Raw genomic sequence first — 12,863 nt, 5'->3', positions numbered from 1 at the left:
GGCGGAGTTTCGATGACCAAGCAGTTTCACGACAACGTCCTGTCCGACGACGCGCTCGACCAGCTTTTCCACGAGGCGCGCAGCTATAACGGCTGGCTCGACAAGCCGGTGTCGGACGAACAGATCCGCGCGATCTACGAGCTCATGAAGATGGGGCCGACCTCCGCCAACATGCAGCCCGCGCGGATCGTCTGGGCGAAGTCCGCCGAAGCGAAGCAGAAGCTTTCCGATCTCGCTTCGGAAGGAAACAAGACAAAGATCGAGACCGCGCCGGTCGTCGCGATCATCGGCTACGATATCGATTTCCACGAGCATCTTCCGTGGCTCTTCCCCCACACCGACGCGAAGAGCTGGTTCGAAGGCGACGAGGCCGGGCGCGAGCAAGGCGCCTTCCGCAACTCCTCGCTGCAGGGGGCTTATCTGATGTTCGCCGCGCGCGCCCTCGGGCTCGACTGCGGCCCGATGTCGGGGTTCGACAACGCGGCGGTCGACAAGGCGTTCTTCGCCGATCAGCCGCGCGTTCGCAGCAACTTCATCTGCGGCATCGGCTATGGCGACGCCTCGACGATCTTCGACCGCAGCCCGCGGCCCGACTTCGACAGGTTCAACACCATCGCCTGATTTCCGGCCGTCAGGCGCCCTCCGCGCTTGACGGCTCCTCCCGTCGTTGCAAACCCGCAGGCTGAAGCCGCGCGGACAAGTCGCGCCCGCGGCGACGGGAAGGATTGAGCGCGAAACATGCGAACGCTGGCGATCGAATGCGCGACCGAGGCCTGCTCGGTCGCGCTGTTCGAGCACGACACACCGGTGGCGCACGATCATCGCGTGCTCGGCCGCGGCCATGCCGAACGGCTGGTGCCGATGATCGCCGCGCTGCCTGATCGCGGGCGCGCCGGCCGCATCCTCGTCTCGCTCGGTCCCGGCAGCTTCACCGGCGTGCGCATCGGCCTAGCGACCGCGCGCGCGCTCGGCTACGCATGGGGCGCGCAGGTCGCCGGCTATCCGACGCTCGCGCTGATCGCGGCCATGATGCAAACCGAGCATGCCGGGGAACCGGTCGGCGTCTGCACCACGGGCGGGCACGGCGAATGGTTCGTGCAGCCGTTCGGTCCCGACGGGCTGCCGGAGGCCGAGGTCCGCTCGCTCCCACCCGAGGAAGCCGCGCGCGCGATCGGCGCGTCGCTGGTCGGCGGCACCCAGGCCGAAGCGCTCGTGGCGCGGCGCGGGGAAGGCCGTGCCCTTCCGCTTCATCCCGACGCGCGCTTAGCGTTGCATGTCCCCACCGCCCTCCTCTCCGCCGATCCGCGGCCGATCTACGGCCGGCCACCCGACGCGAGACCTTCCGCATGAAGGACGATCTCGACCGGATCATGGACGTAATGGACGCCGCGTTCGATCCGGCCTGGGCCGAAGCATGGAACCGCCGCCAGGTGTCGGATTCGCTGGCCCTGCCGCATACGCATTACCTCCTGTCCGGCTCCGACGGCGAGCCGCTCGCGGAGGAAAGCGACGCAGCCGGTTTCGCGCTGACCCGTTTCGCTCCCGGAGAAGAAGAACTGCTCCTGATCGGCGTGCGGCCCCATCTGCGCGGCAAGGGCATCGGCCGGGCGCTGCTCACCCGCGCTTTCGCCGAAGCCCGCGGTCGCGGAGCCGAGCGCATGTTCCTGGAAATGCGTGATAATAACCCGGCCGCCTCGCTCTACCGGTTGATGGGCTTCGAGCCGATTGGCCGCCGCAAGGCATATTATCGGTTGCCGTCGGGACAGTTTCTCGACGCGATTACGTTCGCTCGCGATTTATAACATTTAGGTCTGAAGCGCGCGCATTTGATATACGTTCGCAATTCAACGGTGTTGAAATATTTATATTCCTCGTCCATGAAACAGGGGTGAGCAGCGGCTCGCGATTCAAGACATTTACATCAATGACAAAACATCGCCACCGAGGTAATATGGAACAGCAAGAATTCGACATGACCGAAACGTTGATCACATTAACGTCGGACATCGTCGCGGCCCACGTGAGCAACAACAGCGTGGCAGTCGACGAAGTGCCGACGCTGATCAGCAACGTTTACGGTGCGCTCTCAGGACTCGGTGCCGATATCGCGCAAGAAGAACCGACACCGGAACCCGCGGTTTCGCTTCGCTCTTCGGTCAAGAAAGACCACATCGTCTGCCTCGATTGCGGCAAGAAGATGAAGATGCTCAAGCGTCACCTGATGACCGAGCATGGCATGACGGTGGACGAGTATCGCCAGCGCTGGAACCTCGGCGCCGACTATCCGATGGTCGCGCCCGATTACGCGGAGACCCGCCGCGATCTCGCCAAGAAGATCGGCCTCGGCCGCAAGCCCGGACAGAAGCGCGGGCGCCGCAAGAAGGCCGACTGAGCGCGGCACCTCGCGCTTGAGCAGAACGCCCTGCCCCGTTAAGGGTGCGGGGCGTTTCTACTATTAAGGTGCCCACTTGTCCCAGCGGATCGATCTCGAGCAACTCTGCGCCGACCGCGGCCTGCGCATCACGGAACAGCGGCGGGTGATCGCCCGCGTCCTGTCGGAGAGCGAGGATCATCCGGATGTGGAGCAGCTCCATCATCGCGCCTCCGCAATCGATCCCAAGATCTCGATCGCCACGGTCTACCGCACCGTGCGCCTGTTCGAAGAAGCGGGCATTCTCGACCGGCACGACTTCGGTGACGGCCGCGCCCGGTACGAAGCGGCGCCCGAGGCGCATCACGACCATCTGATCGACGTCGAGAGCGGCAACGTGGTCGAGTTCGTCGATCCGGAGCTCGAGGCGCTGCAGAAGGTGATCGCCGAGCGCCTGGGCTATCGCCTAGTCGATCACCGGATGGAACTCTACGGCGTCAGGCTCGATCGCGGCGACAAGCCCGACTGATGGATCCGGCGCTGCGCGAGGCGGTGGCGCACGGGGAAAGTGCGCCGCTGTCCCTCGCAGGTCACCTTCGGTTGGCCCTTCGCGCCCTGGCGATCGTCCTGCTGCTGGCAGTCTTCGTGCCGCTGCACTTCCTCTATCGCCTGTTCGCTTACGGTTCACCGTTCCCGATGTGGTTCCTCGGGCTGACCGCGCGCATCGCTGGCGCGCGGGTGGAGAAGATCGGGGTGCCGCTGCGGCGCGACGTGTTCTTCATCGCCAACCACGTCTCGTGGCTCGACATTCTCTCGCTCGCGGGCGCGAGCGGCACGGCGTTCGTCGCCAAGCACGAGCTCAGCGAAGTGCCCGCGGTCGGCTGGCTGTGCCGGCTCAACCGCACGGTCTTCGTCAAGCGCGAAAACCGCCTCGGCGTGGCCGAGCAGATCAACGCGTTGCGCGAGGCGCTGCAGGACAACTGGTCAGTCACCGTCTTTCCCGAAGGGACGACGACCGACGGCCAGTCGCTCCTCCCGTTCAAGACCAGCATGCTGAGCGTGCTCGAACCGCCGCCGCCCGGCGTGCTCGTCCAGCCGGTCCTCGTCGACTACGGCCCCGTAGCGGAGGAGATCGGCTGGATCGGCGAGGAAAGCGGCCTGCACAACGCACGCCGCATCCTTGCGCGCAAGGGTAGCTTCCGCGTGCGTCTGCACTTTCTCGAGCCGTTCAGCCCCGAAGAGTTCCGCGGCCGCAAGGCGATCGGCGCGCGGGCCCGCGCCGCGATCGAGGCGGCGCTGTTGACCACGCTCGGCAAGCCGCTGCGCGAGTTCCGGCACGATGTGGTGCCGGTGCGCTACAACGCGCCGACCGAGTAACGGCTGTGAGTCCCAGCGAAGGCTGGGACCTCGTGCCGGCAGGTCGTCCGCTGTTGAGGGAGGTCCCAGCCTCCGCTGGGACTCATGAGTATCTCCAGCAGTTCCAAACCGCGCCTACCTCCGCTATAGGCGCGCGCCATGCGACAGAGTGCCCCTCCGAAGACCTACCGGGTCAAGAGCTTCGGCTGCCAGATGAACGTCTACGATGGCGAGCGCATGGCCGAGTTGCTGGCCGACAAGGGCATCGCGCCCGCCCCGGAGGGCGAGGACGCGGACCTCGTCGTGCTCAACACCTGCCACATTCGCGAGAAGGCGGCGGAGAAGGTCTATTCGGACATCGGCCGTCTGGTGAAGTCGGGCGAACAGGCGGGCAAGAAGCCGCTGATCGCGGTCGCCGGCTGCGTCGCGCAGGCGGAAGGCGAGGAGATCATGGCGCGTGCGCCGGCGGTCTCAATGGTCGTCGGCCCGCAGGCCTATCACCGCCTGCCCGAAATGCTCGACAAGGCGGTGCACGGCGAGCGCGCGACCGATACGGACATGCCGCCGATCGCCAAGTTCGACGCCCTGCCCCAGCGCCGCAAGAGCCCGCCCGCCGCGTTCCTCACCGTACAGGAAGGGTGCGACAAGTTCTGCACCTACTGCGTCGTTCCCTATACCCGCGGCGCCGAAATCTCGCGCCCGTTCAGCGACCTGGTTGCCGAAGCGCAGCGTCTGGTCGAGGCCGGCGCGCGCGAGATCACCCTGCTGGGCCAGAACGTCTCGGCCTGGAGCGGCGAAGACGGCCGCGGCCGCGCGATCGGACTGGCAGGCCTGATCCGCGACCTTGCCGAGATCGATGGGCTCGCCCGCATTCGCTATACCACCAGCCACCCGGCCGACATGGACGACGCGCTGATCGCGGCGCACAGCGAGATCGACAAGCTGATGCCATTCCTGCACCTGCCGGTGCAGTCGGGCAGCGACCGCGTGCTCAAGGCGATGAACCGCAGCCACACCGCGGACAGCTACCTCCGCCTGCTCGAGCGCTTCCGCCAGGCGCGGCCGGATATTGCACTGTCGGGCGACTTCATCGTCGGCTTCCCGGGCGAGACCGAGGCGGAGTTCGAGGAAACCCTCGCCCTCGTCGGAGCGGTCGGTTACGCGCAGGCGTTCAGCTTCAAGTATTCCCCCCGCCCCGGCACGCCGGCCGCGGCGATGGACGGCCAGATTCCGCGCGAGGCCATGGACGAACGCCTCCAGCGCCTCCAGGCGGCACTCAACCGCCACCAGCTCGCGTTCAACCAAGCTTCGGTCGGCAAGACCTGCGAAGTCCTGGTCGAACGCAAGGGCAAGCACTCTGGCCAGTGGCTCGGCAAGTCGCCTTGGCTGCAATCGGTCTGGTTCGAGGGCGACGCGGCAATCGGCGACCTGGTCCAGGCCGAGCTCGTCGAAGCAGGCCCCAACTCGCTTGCGGGCCGCCTTGTTCAGTCGGTGTCGCTGGAGCCGGCGATTTCATAGCGTCCCTGGCGATACGCCGCCCAGGTCGCATCGTGGATCGCTGCGCCTCGCGCGGTGGCAGGCAACTTGTACAGCGCCCCAAGGTAGGCTCGGTCAAACGCGGTGAGGCCGTCTGGAGCATCCCCGTCCTCGGCGAAAAGCGAAAGGATGGTCGACATTTCACCGGGAGCGCCGTTCGAAACATCATCGGTGGGTGCGAAGAGCCGCATCGAGGCGTAGTCGGCAAGTTGTTGTATCGACTTGCCCGGTACGTGAGCGTTATCGAAGACCACAATCGAGCCCTCAATATCAACCCTGAGCTGTTGAGAAATGTTGCTCGCGAACGCTTGGTCGTTAATCTCTGCTGCGCGCGGCGGGCAAGCGGGCGGACAAGGCAGCATTTCGGTGCGGAAGGGTTTGCCGTCGGCGCCCTTCACTTGGGTCGAATGCCAAGCCTGTGCCGCGCCGTTACCGCGCAAAATGCGATCGTATTCGTAATCCAGCAGGGTTTCGAAGAGCCACGGTTCTGCCTTGCGCAGGCGCTCGATTTCGGCACGGCTGTCGTTCGTGAACGCGACCAGCGTGTTCACCTGACATCCCTTTCCCAGGACGTGGATGCCCAGCGTCCGCGCGTTTTCCTCGATGCGCGAGATCAGGACATGCGCGAAATCCGCCGACAATCCATAGACTCCCACGCAGACGGCGGAGTAGCGTTTGGAAATCGGCTTGTCGGTGCGAGGACGGCGAGTGATTTCGCGCGTCAAGGCTTCGACCTGCCGTTCGGCTTTCTCCAGCTCTGCCTGGACTACGATCTCATCTCCGGAGGGCGGGCTGCTCTGAGCTCTGGCGTCGATTGCAGAACCGCAAGCGATCAGCATCGGAAGCGCCGCCATCTGTTTCCAAGCCGAGGCGATCATCACAATCCCTTCTTTCCCACACTTGTTCGACTATAGGCCACATGGCGTTGGCAAACCACAACCTACTGATTTCGTCGCCCGTTCATACAACTCGATAACAATCCACCGCCGTGTTGAGGCACCAAGCTTGCCTCCCGCGCGTTGCGTTCTAGATTCGGCCCCGCACCACGAAAGGATTGCATGGGACGCAGACCGAACAGCGCCGATCCGGCCATCTCGCCGCCGCCCAGCCCGCAGCGCGAGATCAGGCGCGCCAAGGCTGAGCTGAGTTTCGACGACCAATCGCTGCTCGTACCGCTGTTCGGCCAGTTCGACGCGAACCTCGTGCAGGTGGAAAACCGCCTCGGCGTGTTCATCTCGGCGCGCGGCGACAAAGTGCTGATCGAAGGGCCGGAAGATTCGGTCGCCCGTGCGCGCGACGTGCTCCAGGCAATGTACGGCCGACTCGCGCGCGGGGAGGAGCTCGACTCGGGCGCGATCGAATCGCTGATCGCGATGTCGAACGAGCCGACGCTGGAAGGGATCATCTCGGGCGAGAGCGACGGTCCGCCGGTCATGATCCGCACGCGGCGCAAGACGATCGTACCCCGCAGCGCCGGGCAGATCCCCTACATGCGCCAGCTTGCCCGCGACGAGCTCATCTTCGCGCTCGGCCCCGCGGGAACGGGCAAGACCTATCTCGCCGTCGCGCAGGCGGTGAGCCAGCTCATCACCGGCAGCGTCCAGCGCCTGATCCTCAGCCGCCCGGCGGTCGAGGCGGGCGAGAAGATCGGCTTTCTGCCCGGCGACATGAAGGAGAAGGTCGATCCCTATCTGCGCCCGCTCTACGACGCGCTCTACGACTGCATGCCGCCGGAGCAGGTGGAGCGACACCTGATCTCGGGCGTGATCGAGGTCGCGCCGATCGCCTTCATGCGCGGGCGGACGCTGGCAGACGCCTTCGTCATCCTCGACGAAGCGCAGAACACCACGCGCGAGCAGATGAAGATGTTCCTCACCCGCTTCGGCCAGAACAGCCGGATGGTCGTGTGCGGGGATCCCAAGCAGGTCGACATTCCCGGCGGCGACGCGATGAGCGGTCTTGCCGATGCCATCGGGCGGCTCGAAGGACTGGAGGGGATCGCCGTCAGCCGCTTCACTGCCGCCGACGTGGTGCGTCACCCCATCGTCGGACGGATCGTCGAGGCTTACGAGGGGAAAGACGCATGAACGCGCAGGCCCCCTTCCTCTTCGGAGGAGGGGCAGCGAGACCTGGCGGCGCGCGGCGGCGCCTGACCGTAGCGGGGTGGTGCCTGCCCCTTGCACGACGCTCCACGCCGCGCCACCATCCCCCAGCACCCTCCTTCGAAGAGGAGGGGATGTGATGGATCTGGATATCGAAATCGACGGCTGGCCGAGCTCCTACGACTGGGCCGATCTCGCCTATCGTGCGACCGAAGCGGCCGAGAAAGTCGCGCCCGAGCTTGCCAACGGGCGGCTGACGGCGAGCGTGCTGTTCACCATCGACGAGGATGTCCGCACGCTCAACCGCGAGTGGCGCACGAAGGACAAGCCGACCAACGTGCTCTCGTTCCCCATGCTGACGCGCGAGGAACTGCTCGGGCTCACCCCGGAGGGTGGGCCGGAGATGCTCGGCGATCTCGCACTCGCGTGGGAAACATGCATGCGGGAAGCGGCGGAGAAGGGAATACCGCTTGAAAGCCATGCGCTCCATCTGCTGGTCCACGGCCTGCTCCATCTCGCCGGATACGATCACGAGATTTCGGAGCAGGATGCCGAGGCAATGGAGGGCATGGAGATAAAGGCGCTTGCGCTTCTCGGCCTGCCGGACCCATATGGCGATCGAGACAACCAGGAGTGACATCCAGGGCCATGCCCGATTCCGATAACTCTGCCGGAGACGCAGACAGTAGACGCGGGCTTTGGCTCGCCATTCGCAGATTCTTCAGCGAAGGTGATCGCTCGCTCCGCGCGCAGCTCGAAGAAGCCATCGACGAGCACGAGGACGAGCAATCGGTCAACGGCGAGGACTCCGGACCCGACGACGATCTTTCGCCCGTCGAACGGCAGATGCTCCGCAACATTCTCCATTTCCGCGAGCACGACGCGGACGATATTGCGGTCCCCCGCGGAGAGATCATCGCGATCGACGCCTCGCGGAGCTGGGACGAGCTCGTCTCCAGCTTCTCGGAGAACGGCCATTCGCGCATGCCGGTCTACCGCGACACGCTCGACGACGTGATCGGCATGATCCACATCAAGGACGTGTTCCCCTATCTTGCGGAGGGCAAGCCGCCGCCCGAGGACTGGACAGTGCTGATGCGCCAGCCGCTCTACGTGCCGCAGGCGCGCGGCGCGCTCGACGTCCTCGCCGACATGCGCGCACAGCGCACGCATCTGGCGGTCGTGCTCGACGAGTTCTCGGGCACCGACGGAATCATCACGATCGAGGATCTGGTGGAAGAGATCGTCGGCGACATCGAGGACGAGCACGACGAGATGCCCGAGCAGTGGATCGTCCCGATCGGCGAAGGCATGTGGGACTGCGACGCGCGCGCCGAGCTCGACGACGTGGCCGAACAGGTCGACCCGCGCCTCGCGGAAGTCGAGGAATCGGTCGACACGCTGGGCGGCCTGACCTTCGTCCTGGCCGAGCAGGTGCCGCCGGTCGGCACGGTGGTCAAGCACCCGAGCGGCTGGCGGATCGAGGTAACCGCGGGCGACGCGACCCATGTCACGCGCCTGCGCCTGCACCCGCCCGGAGAACCGGCGACCGCCGAGTAGCAAGCCTTTCCAAGGTACTTTTCGCAACTGCAAAATCGCGCTCGACATTCACCCAGCCAGCAAGCATTTTCCCGCCCATGCCGACCCGCCGCCTTCCGCCATTGCGCGCGCTCGAAGCGTTCATGCGCACCGTCCGTCTCGGCTCCGCGCGCGCTGCTGCGGAGGAGATCGGCCTCAGCCCCTCCGCGCTTTCGCGCCGGATCGGCAACCTGGAGGAATTCGTCGGGAAAAAGCTGTTCACTCGCGCGCGCCAGTCGATGCAGCTCACTGACGAAGGACACCACTTCTACGAGGCGGTCAGCCCGCACTTCGAGGCTCTGGCGCGCGCCGTAGAGGGGCAATCGGAAAACCTCTCGCTGCTGCGGCTTCACCTCGGGGTTCTGCCGCTGTTCGGCAGTCAGCGCCTTTTCCCGCGCCTGACCGAACTGCGTGAACTTCACCCGCGCCTCCACATCGACATCGATACCGGGCCGCACCTCGAATCGCGCGTCGGCGACACGCTGGACGCCGCGATTATCCTTTCGCGTGGACCCGACAGGTCGCTCCACGCGGTGCGCCTCGACTACAACAAGGTCCACGCGATCTGCCGGGCCGACGTTGCCGAGACGCTCGGCGAAACGCCCGATGCCGGGCTGCTGGCGAAGCAGACCTTTCTGGTTCATACCGAACTGCCCGCCAGCTTCGAGGCGTGGAAGCGTGCGCTCGGCTTCGACGACCTGGAGCCGGCCGCGATCGACCATTACGATTCGGGGCAGCTGATCCTCGAAGCCGCCGCCCAGGGGCTCGGCATCGCGATCATGCACGACGACCATTTTCGCCGTGCAGGCGACCGCCGCCTGACCAACCTCTACGGCGTCGAGGTCGAAAGCCCCTACAGCTACTGGTTCGTCTGCAAGCCTACCGCGCTCGAGGAACGACCCGTGCGGCTGTTTCACGACTGGTTGGTAAAGGCGGAGCTCTAGCTGCCGCGGATCAGTTCTTCCCGATCCGCGTGTGGTGGCGGCAGACCGCTTCGGGCGGCGCGTCGCCGGGATGCTCTTTGTCGACAGGGCCGCATTCGACCGGCGGTTTGGGAATGGCGTTCTTGCGAACCGATTCGAGCGCCCGAGGATCGCCATAGGCGGCGATCCAGGTGAGACATTCGGCGAGTTTGCGGATCGAGTGATCTTTCCACGGCGCGCCGTTTGGGCGGCAGTTGACCACCAGCGCATCCTGCAGGAACACGCCGCCGCCCGCAGGCAGGCTGCGCAGGGCCTCCCCGCGTTCGGAAACGGCAAGGCGCCGGGTGCGGGTAGGCTGTTCGGGTACGGAAAAGCGCGGGGACTGGTTGAAGGCGTAGGATGTGGCGCGCGCCTCGCGCAGGGCCACGTAGGCGGCAATCGCTCCGCCGAGCGAATGGCCGGTCAGGCGGATCGGCACGTCGTCGAGGCCCTGCTCGTCGAGCATCTTGCGCTGCTCGGCGTAAGTGTCCCATCCGCGGTCGTTATGGAGTTCGCCGATATTGCCGAGCACCCAGTCGTCGAAGCTGTCCATCTCGGTGCCGCGGAACGCGATCACGCGTTCGGCCAGCTTCGGCTCTCCGGTTTCGTCATCCGGCTCGTGGCGGTCGTAGATGACATAGGCGTAGCCCGATTCGAGCTCCTGCGGCTCGCCCGCCTGCACGAAGTCGCCCGGCAGATGGGCGAGTTCCTCCTCGTCCTTGTAGCTGTTGTTGGCGAGCTGCGCGTACTGCCAGCTTTCCGCTGCCAGCTCGCGCGTGAAGCCGCACCAACCGCCCGGCTCGTAAACGCAGGGGCTGCGTGCCTGGCTCAGGTCGGTGGTGGCGCAGGCGGAGAACAGCAGCGCTGCCCCCGCCCCGGCGCAGGCCCGCAAAGCACGGGCCATGGCAGTCAGGCGACGGTCGCCTTGACGATCTTGCCCGGCTCGCGCGGCGGCTCGCCCTTGGGCAGCGCGTCGATGTGCTCCATGCCGCTCTCGACCTGGCCCCAGACGGTGTACTGGTTGTCGAGGAAGCGCGCGTCGTCGAAGCAGATGAAGAACTGGCTGTTGGCGCTGTCGGGCACCTGGGTGCGCGCCATCGAGCAGGTGCCGCGCACGTGCGGCTCGGCATTGAACTCCGCCTTCAGGTCGGGCTTGTCGCTGCCGCCCATGCCGGTGCCCGTCGGATCGCCGCCCTGCGCCATGAAGCCGGGGATCACGCGGTGGAACACGACGCCGTCGTAGAATCCTTCCTGCGCAAGCTCGGTGATCCGCTCGACATGGCCGGGCGCGAGATCGGGCCGCAGCTTGATCACGACGTCGCCACCCTCTCCATTGCCGGTATCGAGTGTGAGGGTGAGCGTCTGGTCGGCCATGGAATCGTGTCTCCTAATTCGTGTTCGCGCCGGTATAGGCACTCGCGACGCAAAGTCACCCCGGCGCGCGCTTGCTTTTGCGCGCTCGGGCCGTAGAGCGAGCGCATGGCGGACGAGACGCGCGAGGACGAGATCAGGCCGGTCGATCCGCCGCTGGCGGAGGACGGCGCGCGCCCCGACGACCGCGTCGACGACGAGCGCCACGACGAGGAAAACCGGCTGAAACCCGATTACGTCCGCGCCGTGCGCGAGGCGCTGGAGGACGGCGACAAGGGCGCCGTCTACGATCTCGTCGAGCCGCTGCACCCCGCCGACATCGCCGACCTCCTCGAGCTGCTCGAGCGGGATGAACGGCGCGAGCTCGCCGCCGCGATCACCGACCTGATGAGCTCCGAAGTCATCGCCGAGCTCAACGATTACGTCCGCGACGACATGATGGAGGCGCTGCCCGCGGGCGCGGTCGCCGCGATCGCCGAACAGCTCGAGACCGACGACGCGGTCCAGTTGATCGAAGATCTCGGGCCGGCGGAACAGCGCGCCGTCCTCGCCGCGATGGATGCGGAGGATCGCGCAGCGATCGAAAGCGCGCTTTCCTATCCCGAGGAAACGGCCGGGCGCCTGATGAGCCGCGATTTCGTGGCGGTACCCGAGCACATGACCGTCGGCGACCTGATCGACTTCCTGCGCGACGAAGGCGACCTGACGAACGATTTCTGGGAAGTCTACGTGGTCGACCACGCGCACCATCCGGTCGGCACCTGCGCGCTGAGCTGGATTCTGCGCACCCCGCGCAGCGTGGCGCTGACCGACGTGATGAAGCGCGACCAGACGCTGATCCCGGTCACGATGGACCAGGAAGAGGTCGCGCTGATGTTCCAGAAATACGCCCTGATCTCGGCCGCGGTGGTCGACGAGAACGGGCGGCTGGTGGGCCAGATGACGGTCGACGACATCGTCCACATCATCTCGGAAGAAGCAGGCGAGGACGTGCTGCTGCTCTCGGGCGCGGGCGACGGCGACATCAACGAGCCGATCCGCGACGCCTATACCGCGCGCGTGCGCTGGCTGATCGCCAATCTCGGCACCGCGCTGGTGGCGAGCCTGATCATCGCCATGTTCGGCGCCGCGATCGAGCAGCTCGTCGCGCTGGCCGTGCTCATGCCGATCGTCGCCAGCATCGGCGGCAATGCGGGCACGCAGACGATGGCGGTGACAGTCCGCGCGATCGCGATGAACCAGCTCACCCAGGCCAACACGGGCCGCATCCTGTGGCGCGAGATGCGCGTCGCCCTGCTCAACGGGGTCACGATCGCGGTGCTGATCGGGATCGCGACCGGGATCATCTTCACGCCCACGCTCGGCGCGGTGATCGCAGCGGCGATGGTGATCAATATCGTCGTCGCCGGGCTCGCCGGCGTACTCGTGCCGGTCATCTTCGACCGGCTGAAGCAGGACCCGGCGGTGGCGAGCTCCGTCTTCGTCACCATGATCACCGACTCGATGGGCTTCTTCGCCTTCCTCGGCCTTGCGGTGTCGAGCGGGCTGGTCGGCTGAGTTGCGCGAGCGGCGATCGCGCCTATCTCC

The 12,863-nt window shown here is 66.1% G+C and carries 15 protein-coding genes; 12 read left to right on the top strand and 3 right to left on the bottom strand.

Annotated features, from left to right (window positions below; translation table 11 throughout):
- Positions 1-12: 12 nt before the first annotated feature.
- The 7 genes from ETX26_RS02950 (at position 13) to miaB (ending at position 5,245) form a co-directional block, all read left to right on the top strand.
- Positions 13-621 carry a malonic semialdehyde reductase gene (locus tag ETX26_RS02950; protein ID WP_129523191.1) on the top strand — a complete coding sequence of 203 codons (609 nt, stop codon included), beginning with the start codon at positions 13-15 and terminating at the stop codon, positions 619-621.
- A gap of 117 nt (positions 622-738) precedes the next feature.
- The gene (tsaB, locus tag ETX26_RS02945) at positions 739-1,350 is read left to right on the top strand and encodes a tRNA (adenosine(37)-N6)-threonylcarbamoyltransferase complex dimerization subunit type 1 TsaB (RefSeq protein ID WP_129523190.1); all 612 of its coding nucleotides are present in this window, start codon (positions 739-741) and stop codon (positions 1,348-1,350) included.
- Positions 1,351-1,379: 29 nt separating this feature from the next.
- Entirely contained in the window at positions 1,380-1,802 is a 423-nt protein-coding gene (locus ETX26_RS02940; RefSeq protein ID WP_318531642.1) for a GNAT family N-acetyltransferase, read from the top strand.
- Positions 1,803-1,951: 149 nt separating this feature from the next.
- Positions 1,952-2,392, top strand: coding sequence for a MucR family transcriptional regulator (locus ETX26_RS02935; RefSeq protein ID WP_129523188.1), 441 nt, complete (start codon positions 1,952-1,954; stop codon positions 2,390-2,392).
- Positions 2,393-2,468: 76 nt separating this feature from the next.
- On the top strand, positions 2,469-2,900 hold the full coding sequence (locus tag ETX26_RS02930) for a Fur family transcriptional regulator (RefSeq protein ID WP_119513767.1): 432 nt from the start codon (positions 2,469-2,471) through the stop codon (positions 2,898-2,900).
- Positions 2,900-3,748 (top strand): lysophospholipid acyltransferase family protein, encoded by an 849-nt coding sequence (locus ETX26_RS02925; RefSeq protein WP_129523187.1) that lies wholly within the window; start codon positions 2,900-2,902, stop codon positions 3,746-3,748. Before ETX26_RS02930 ends, ETX26_RS02925 begins: the two co-directional genes overlap by 1 nt.
- 138 nt (positions 3,749-3,886) lie before the next feature.
- Complete coding sequence (miaB, locus tag ETX26_RS02920; protein WP_129523186.1) at positions 3,887-5,245, top strand: tRNA (N6-isopentenyl adenosine(37)-C2)-methylthiotransferase MiaB; 1,359 nt, start codon at positions 3,887-3,889, stop codon at positions 5,243-5,245.
- Here miaB and ETX26_RS02915 read toward each other — a convergent pair.
- Positions 5,212-6,141: a hypothetical protein gene (locus ETX26_RS02915; RefSeq protein ID WP_225425580.1), complete on the bottom strand. Its 930-nt coding sequence runs from the start codon at positions 6,139-6,141 to the stop codon at positions 5,212-5,214. The two genes, miaB and ETX26_RS02915, sit on opposite strands and share 34 nt — an antisense overlap.
- A gap of 180 nt (positions 6,142-6,321) precedes the next feature.
- On the opposite strand from ETX26_RS02915, the gene ETX26_RS02910 reads away from it, so the two are divergent.
- The 4 genes from ETX26_RS02910 to ETX26_RS02895 all read left to right on the top strand — a co-directional run bounded on the left by ETX26_RS02910 (position 6,322) and on the right by ETX26_RS02895 (position 9,887).
- Complete coding sequence (locus tag ETX26_RS02910; RefSeq protein WP_129523185.1) at positions 6,322-7,350, top strand: PhoH family protein; 1,029 nt, start codon at positions 6,322-6,324, stop codon at positions 7,348-7,350.
- Positions 7,351-7,504: 154 nt separating this feature from the next.
- Positions 7,505-8,002 carry an rRNA maturation RNase YbeY gene (gene ybeY / locus ETX26_RS02905; RefSeq protein ID WP_129523184.1) on the top strand — a complete coding sequence of 166 codons (498 nt, stop codon included), beginning with the start codon at positions 7,505-7,507 and terminating at the stop codon, positions 8,000-8,002.
- A gap of 11 nt (positions 8,003-8,013) precedes the next feature.
- Positions 8,014-8,925, top strand: a complete 912-nt coding sequence (locus ETX26_RS02900) for a hemolysin family protein (protein WP_129523183.1) — start codon at positions 8,014-8,016, stop codon at positions 8,923-8,925.
- A gap of 77 nt (positions 8,926-9,002) precedes the next feature.
- Positions 9,003-9,887 (top strand): LysR substrate-binding domain-containing protein, encoded by an 885-nt coding sequence (locus ETX26_RS02895; protein WP_129523182.1) that lies wholly within the window; start codon positions 9,003-9,005, stop codon positions 9,885-9,887.
- Positions 9,888-9,897: 10 nt separating this feature from the next.
- Here the strand turns inward: ETX26_RS02895 and ETX26_RS02890 are convergent, their stop codons facing one another.
- Positions 9,898-10,809: an alpha/beta hydrolase family protein gene (locus ETX26_RS02890; RefSeq protein ID WP_129523181.1), complete on the bottom strand. Its 912-nt coding sequence runs from the start codon at positions 10,807-10,809 to the stop codon at positions 9,898-9,900.
- Between the two features lie 5 nt (positions 10,810-10,814).
- Positions 10,815-11,279 carry a peptidylprolyl isomerase gene (locus tag ETX26_RS02885; protein ID WP_129523180.1) on the bottom strand — a complete coding sequence of 155 codons (465 nt, stop codon included), beginning with the start codon at positions 11,277-11,279 and terminating at the stop codon, positions 10,815-10,817.
- Positions 11,280-11,384: 105 nt separating this feature from the next.
- On the opposite strand from ETX26_RS02885, the gene mgtE reads away from it, so the two are divergent.
- Positions 11,385-12,833: a magnesium transporter gene (mgtE, locus tag ETX26_RS02880; RefSeq protein ID WP_129523179.1), complete on the top strand. Its 1,449-nt coding sequence runs from the start codon at positions 11,385-11,387 to the stop codon at positions 12,831-12,833.
- Positions 12,834-12,863 lie beyond the last annotated feature (30 nt).

The sequence above is a fragment of the Pelagerythrobacter rhizovicinus genome (assembly GCF_004135625.1).
GTDB classification, from domain to species: Bacteria; Pseudomonadota; Alphaproteobacteria; order Sphingomonadales; family Sphingomonadaceae; genus Pelagerythrobacter; species Pelagerythrobacter rhizovicinus.
This window is presented reverse-complemented; position numbering and strand designations above follow the sequence as displayed.

Excerpts from the sequence above, each read along its gene's own strand:
- ETX26_RS02950 (WP_129523191.1), top strand. The coding sequence starts at position 13 with ATGACCAAGCAGTTTCACGACAACGTCCTGTCCGACGACGCGCTCGAC.
- tsaB (WP_129523190.1), top strand. The coding sequence starts at position 739 with ATGCGAACGCTGGCGATCGAATGCGCGACCGAGGCCTGCTCGGTCGCG.
- ETX26_RS02940 (WP_318531642.1), top strand. The coding sequence starts at position 1,380 with ATGGACGCCGCGTTCGATCCGGCCTGGGCCGAAGCATGGAACCGCCGC.
- ETX26_RS02935 (WP_129523188.1), top strand. The coding sequence starts at position 1,952 with ATGGAACAGCAAGAATTCGACATGACCGAAACGTTGATCACATTAACG.
- ETX26_RS02925 (WP_129523187.1), top strand. The coding sequence starts at position 2,900 with ATGGATCCGGCGCTGCGCGAGGCGGTGGCGCACGGGGAAAGTGCGCCG.
- miaB (WP_129523186.1), top strand. The coding sequence starts at position 3,887 with ATGCGACAGAGTGCCCCTCCGAAGACCTACCGGGTCAAGAGCTTCGGC.
- ETX26_RS02915 (WP_225425580.1), bottom strand. The coding sequence starts at position 6,141 with ATGATCGCCTCGGCTTGGAAACAGATGGCGGCGCTTCCGATGCTGATC.
- ETX26_RS02910 (WP_129523185.1), top strand. The coding sequence starts at position 6,322 with ATGGGACGCAGACCGAACAGCGCCGATCCGGCCATCTCGCCGCCGCCC.
- ybeY (WP_129523184.1), top strand. The coding sequence starts at position 7,505 with ATGGATCTGGATATCGAAATCGACGGCTGGCCGAGCTCCTACGACTGG.
- ETX26_RS02900 (WP_129523183.1), top strand. The coding sequence starts at position 8,014 with ATGCCCGATTCCGATAACTCTGCCGGAGACGCAGACAGTAGACGCGGG.
- ETX26_RS02895 (WP_129523182.1), top strand. The coding sequence starts at position 9,003 with ATGCCGACCCGCCGCCTTCCGCCATTGCGCGCGCTCGAAGCGTTCATG.
- ETX26_RS02890 (WP_129523181.1), bottom strand. The coding sequence starts at position 10,809 with ATGGCCCGTGCTTTGCGGGCCTGCGCCGGGGCGGGGGCAGCGCTGCTG.
- ETX26_RS02885 (WP_129523180.1), bottom strand. The coding sequence starts at position 11,279 with ATGGCCGACCAGACGCTCACCCTCACACTCGATACCGGCAATGGAGAG.
- mgtE (WP_129523179.1), top strand. The coding sequence starts at position 11,385 with ATGGCGGACGAGACGCGCGAGGACGAGATCAGGCCGGTCGATCCGCCG.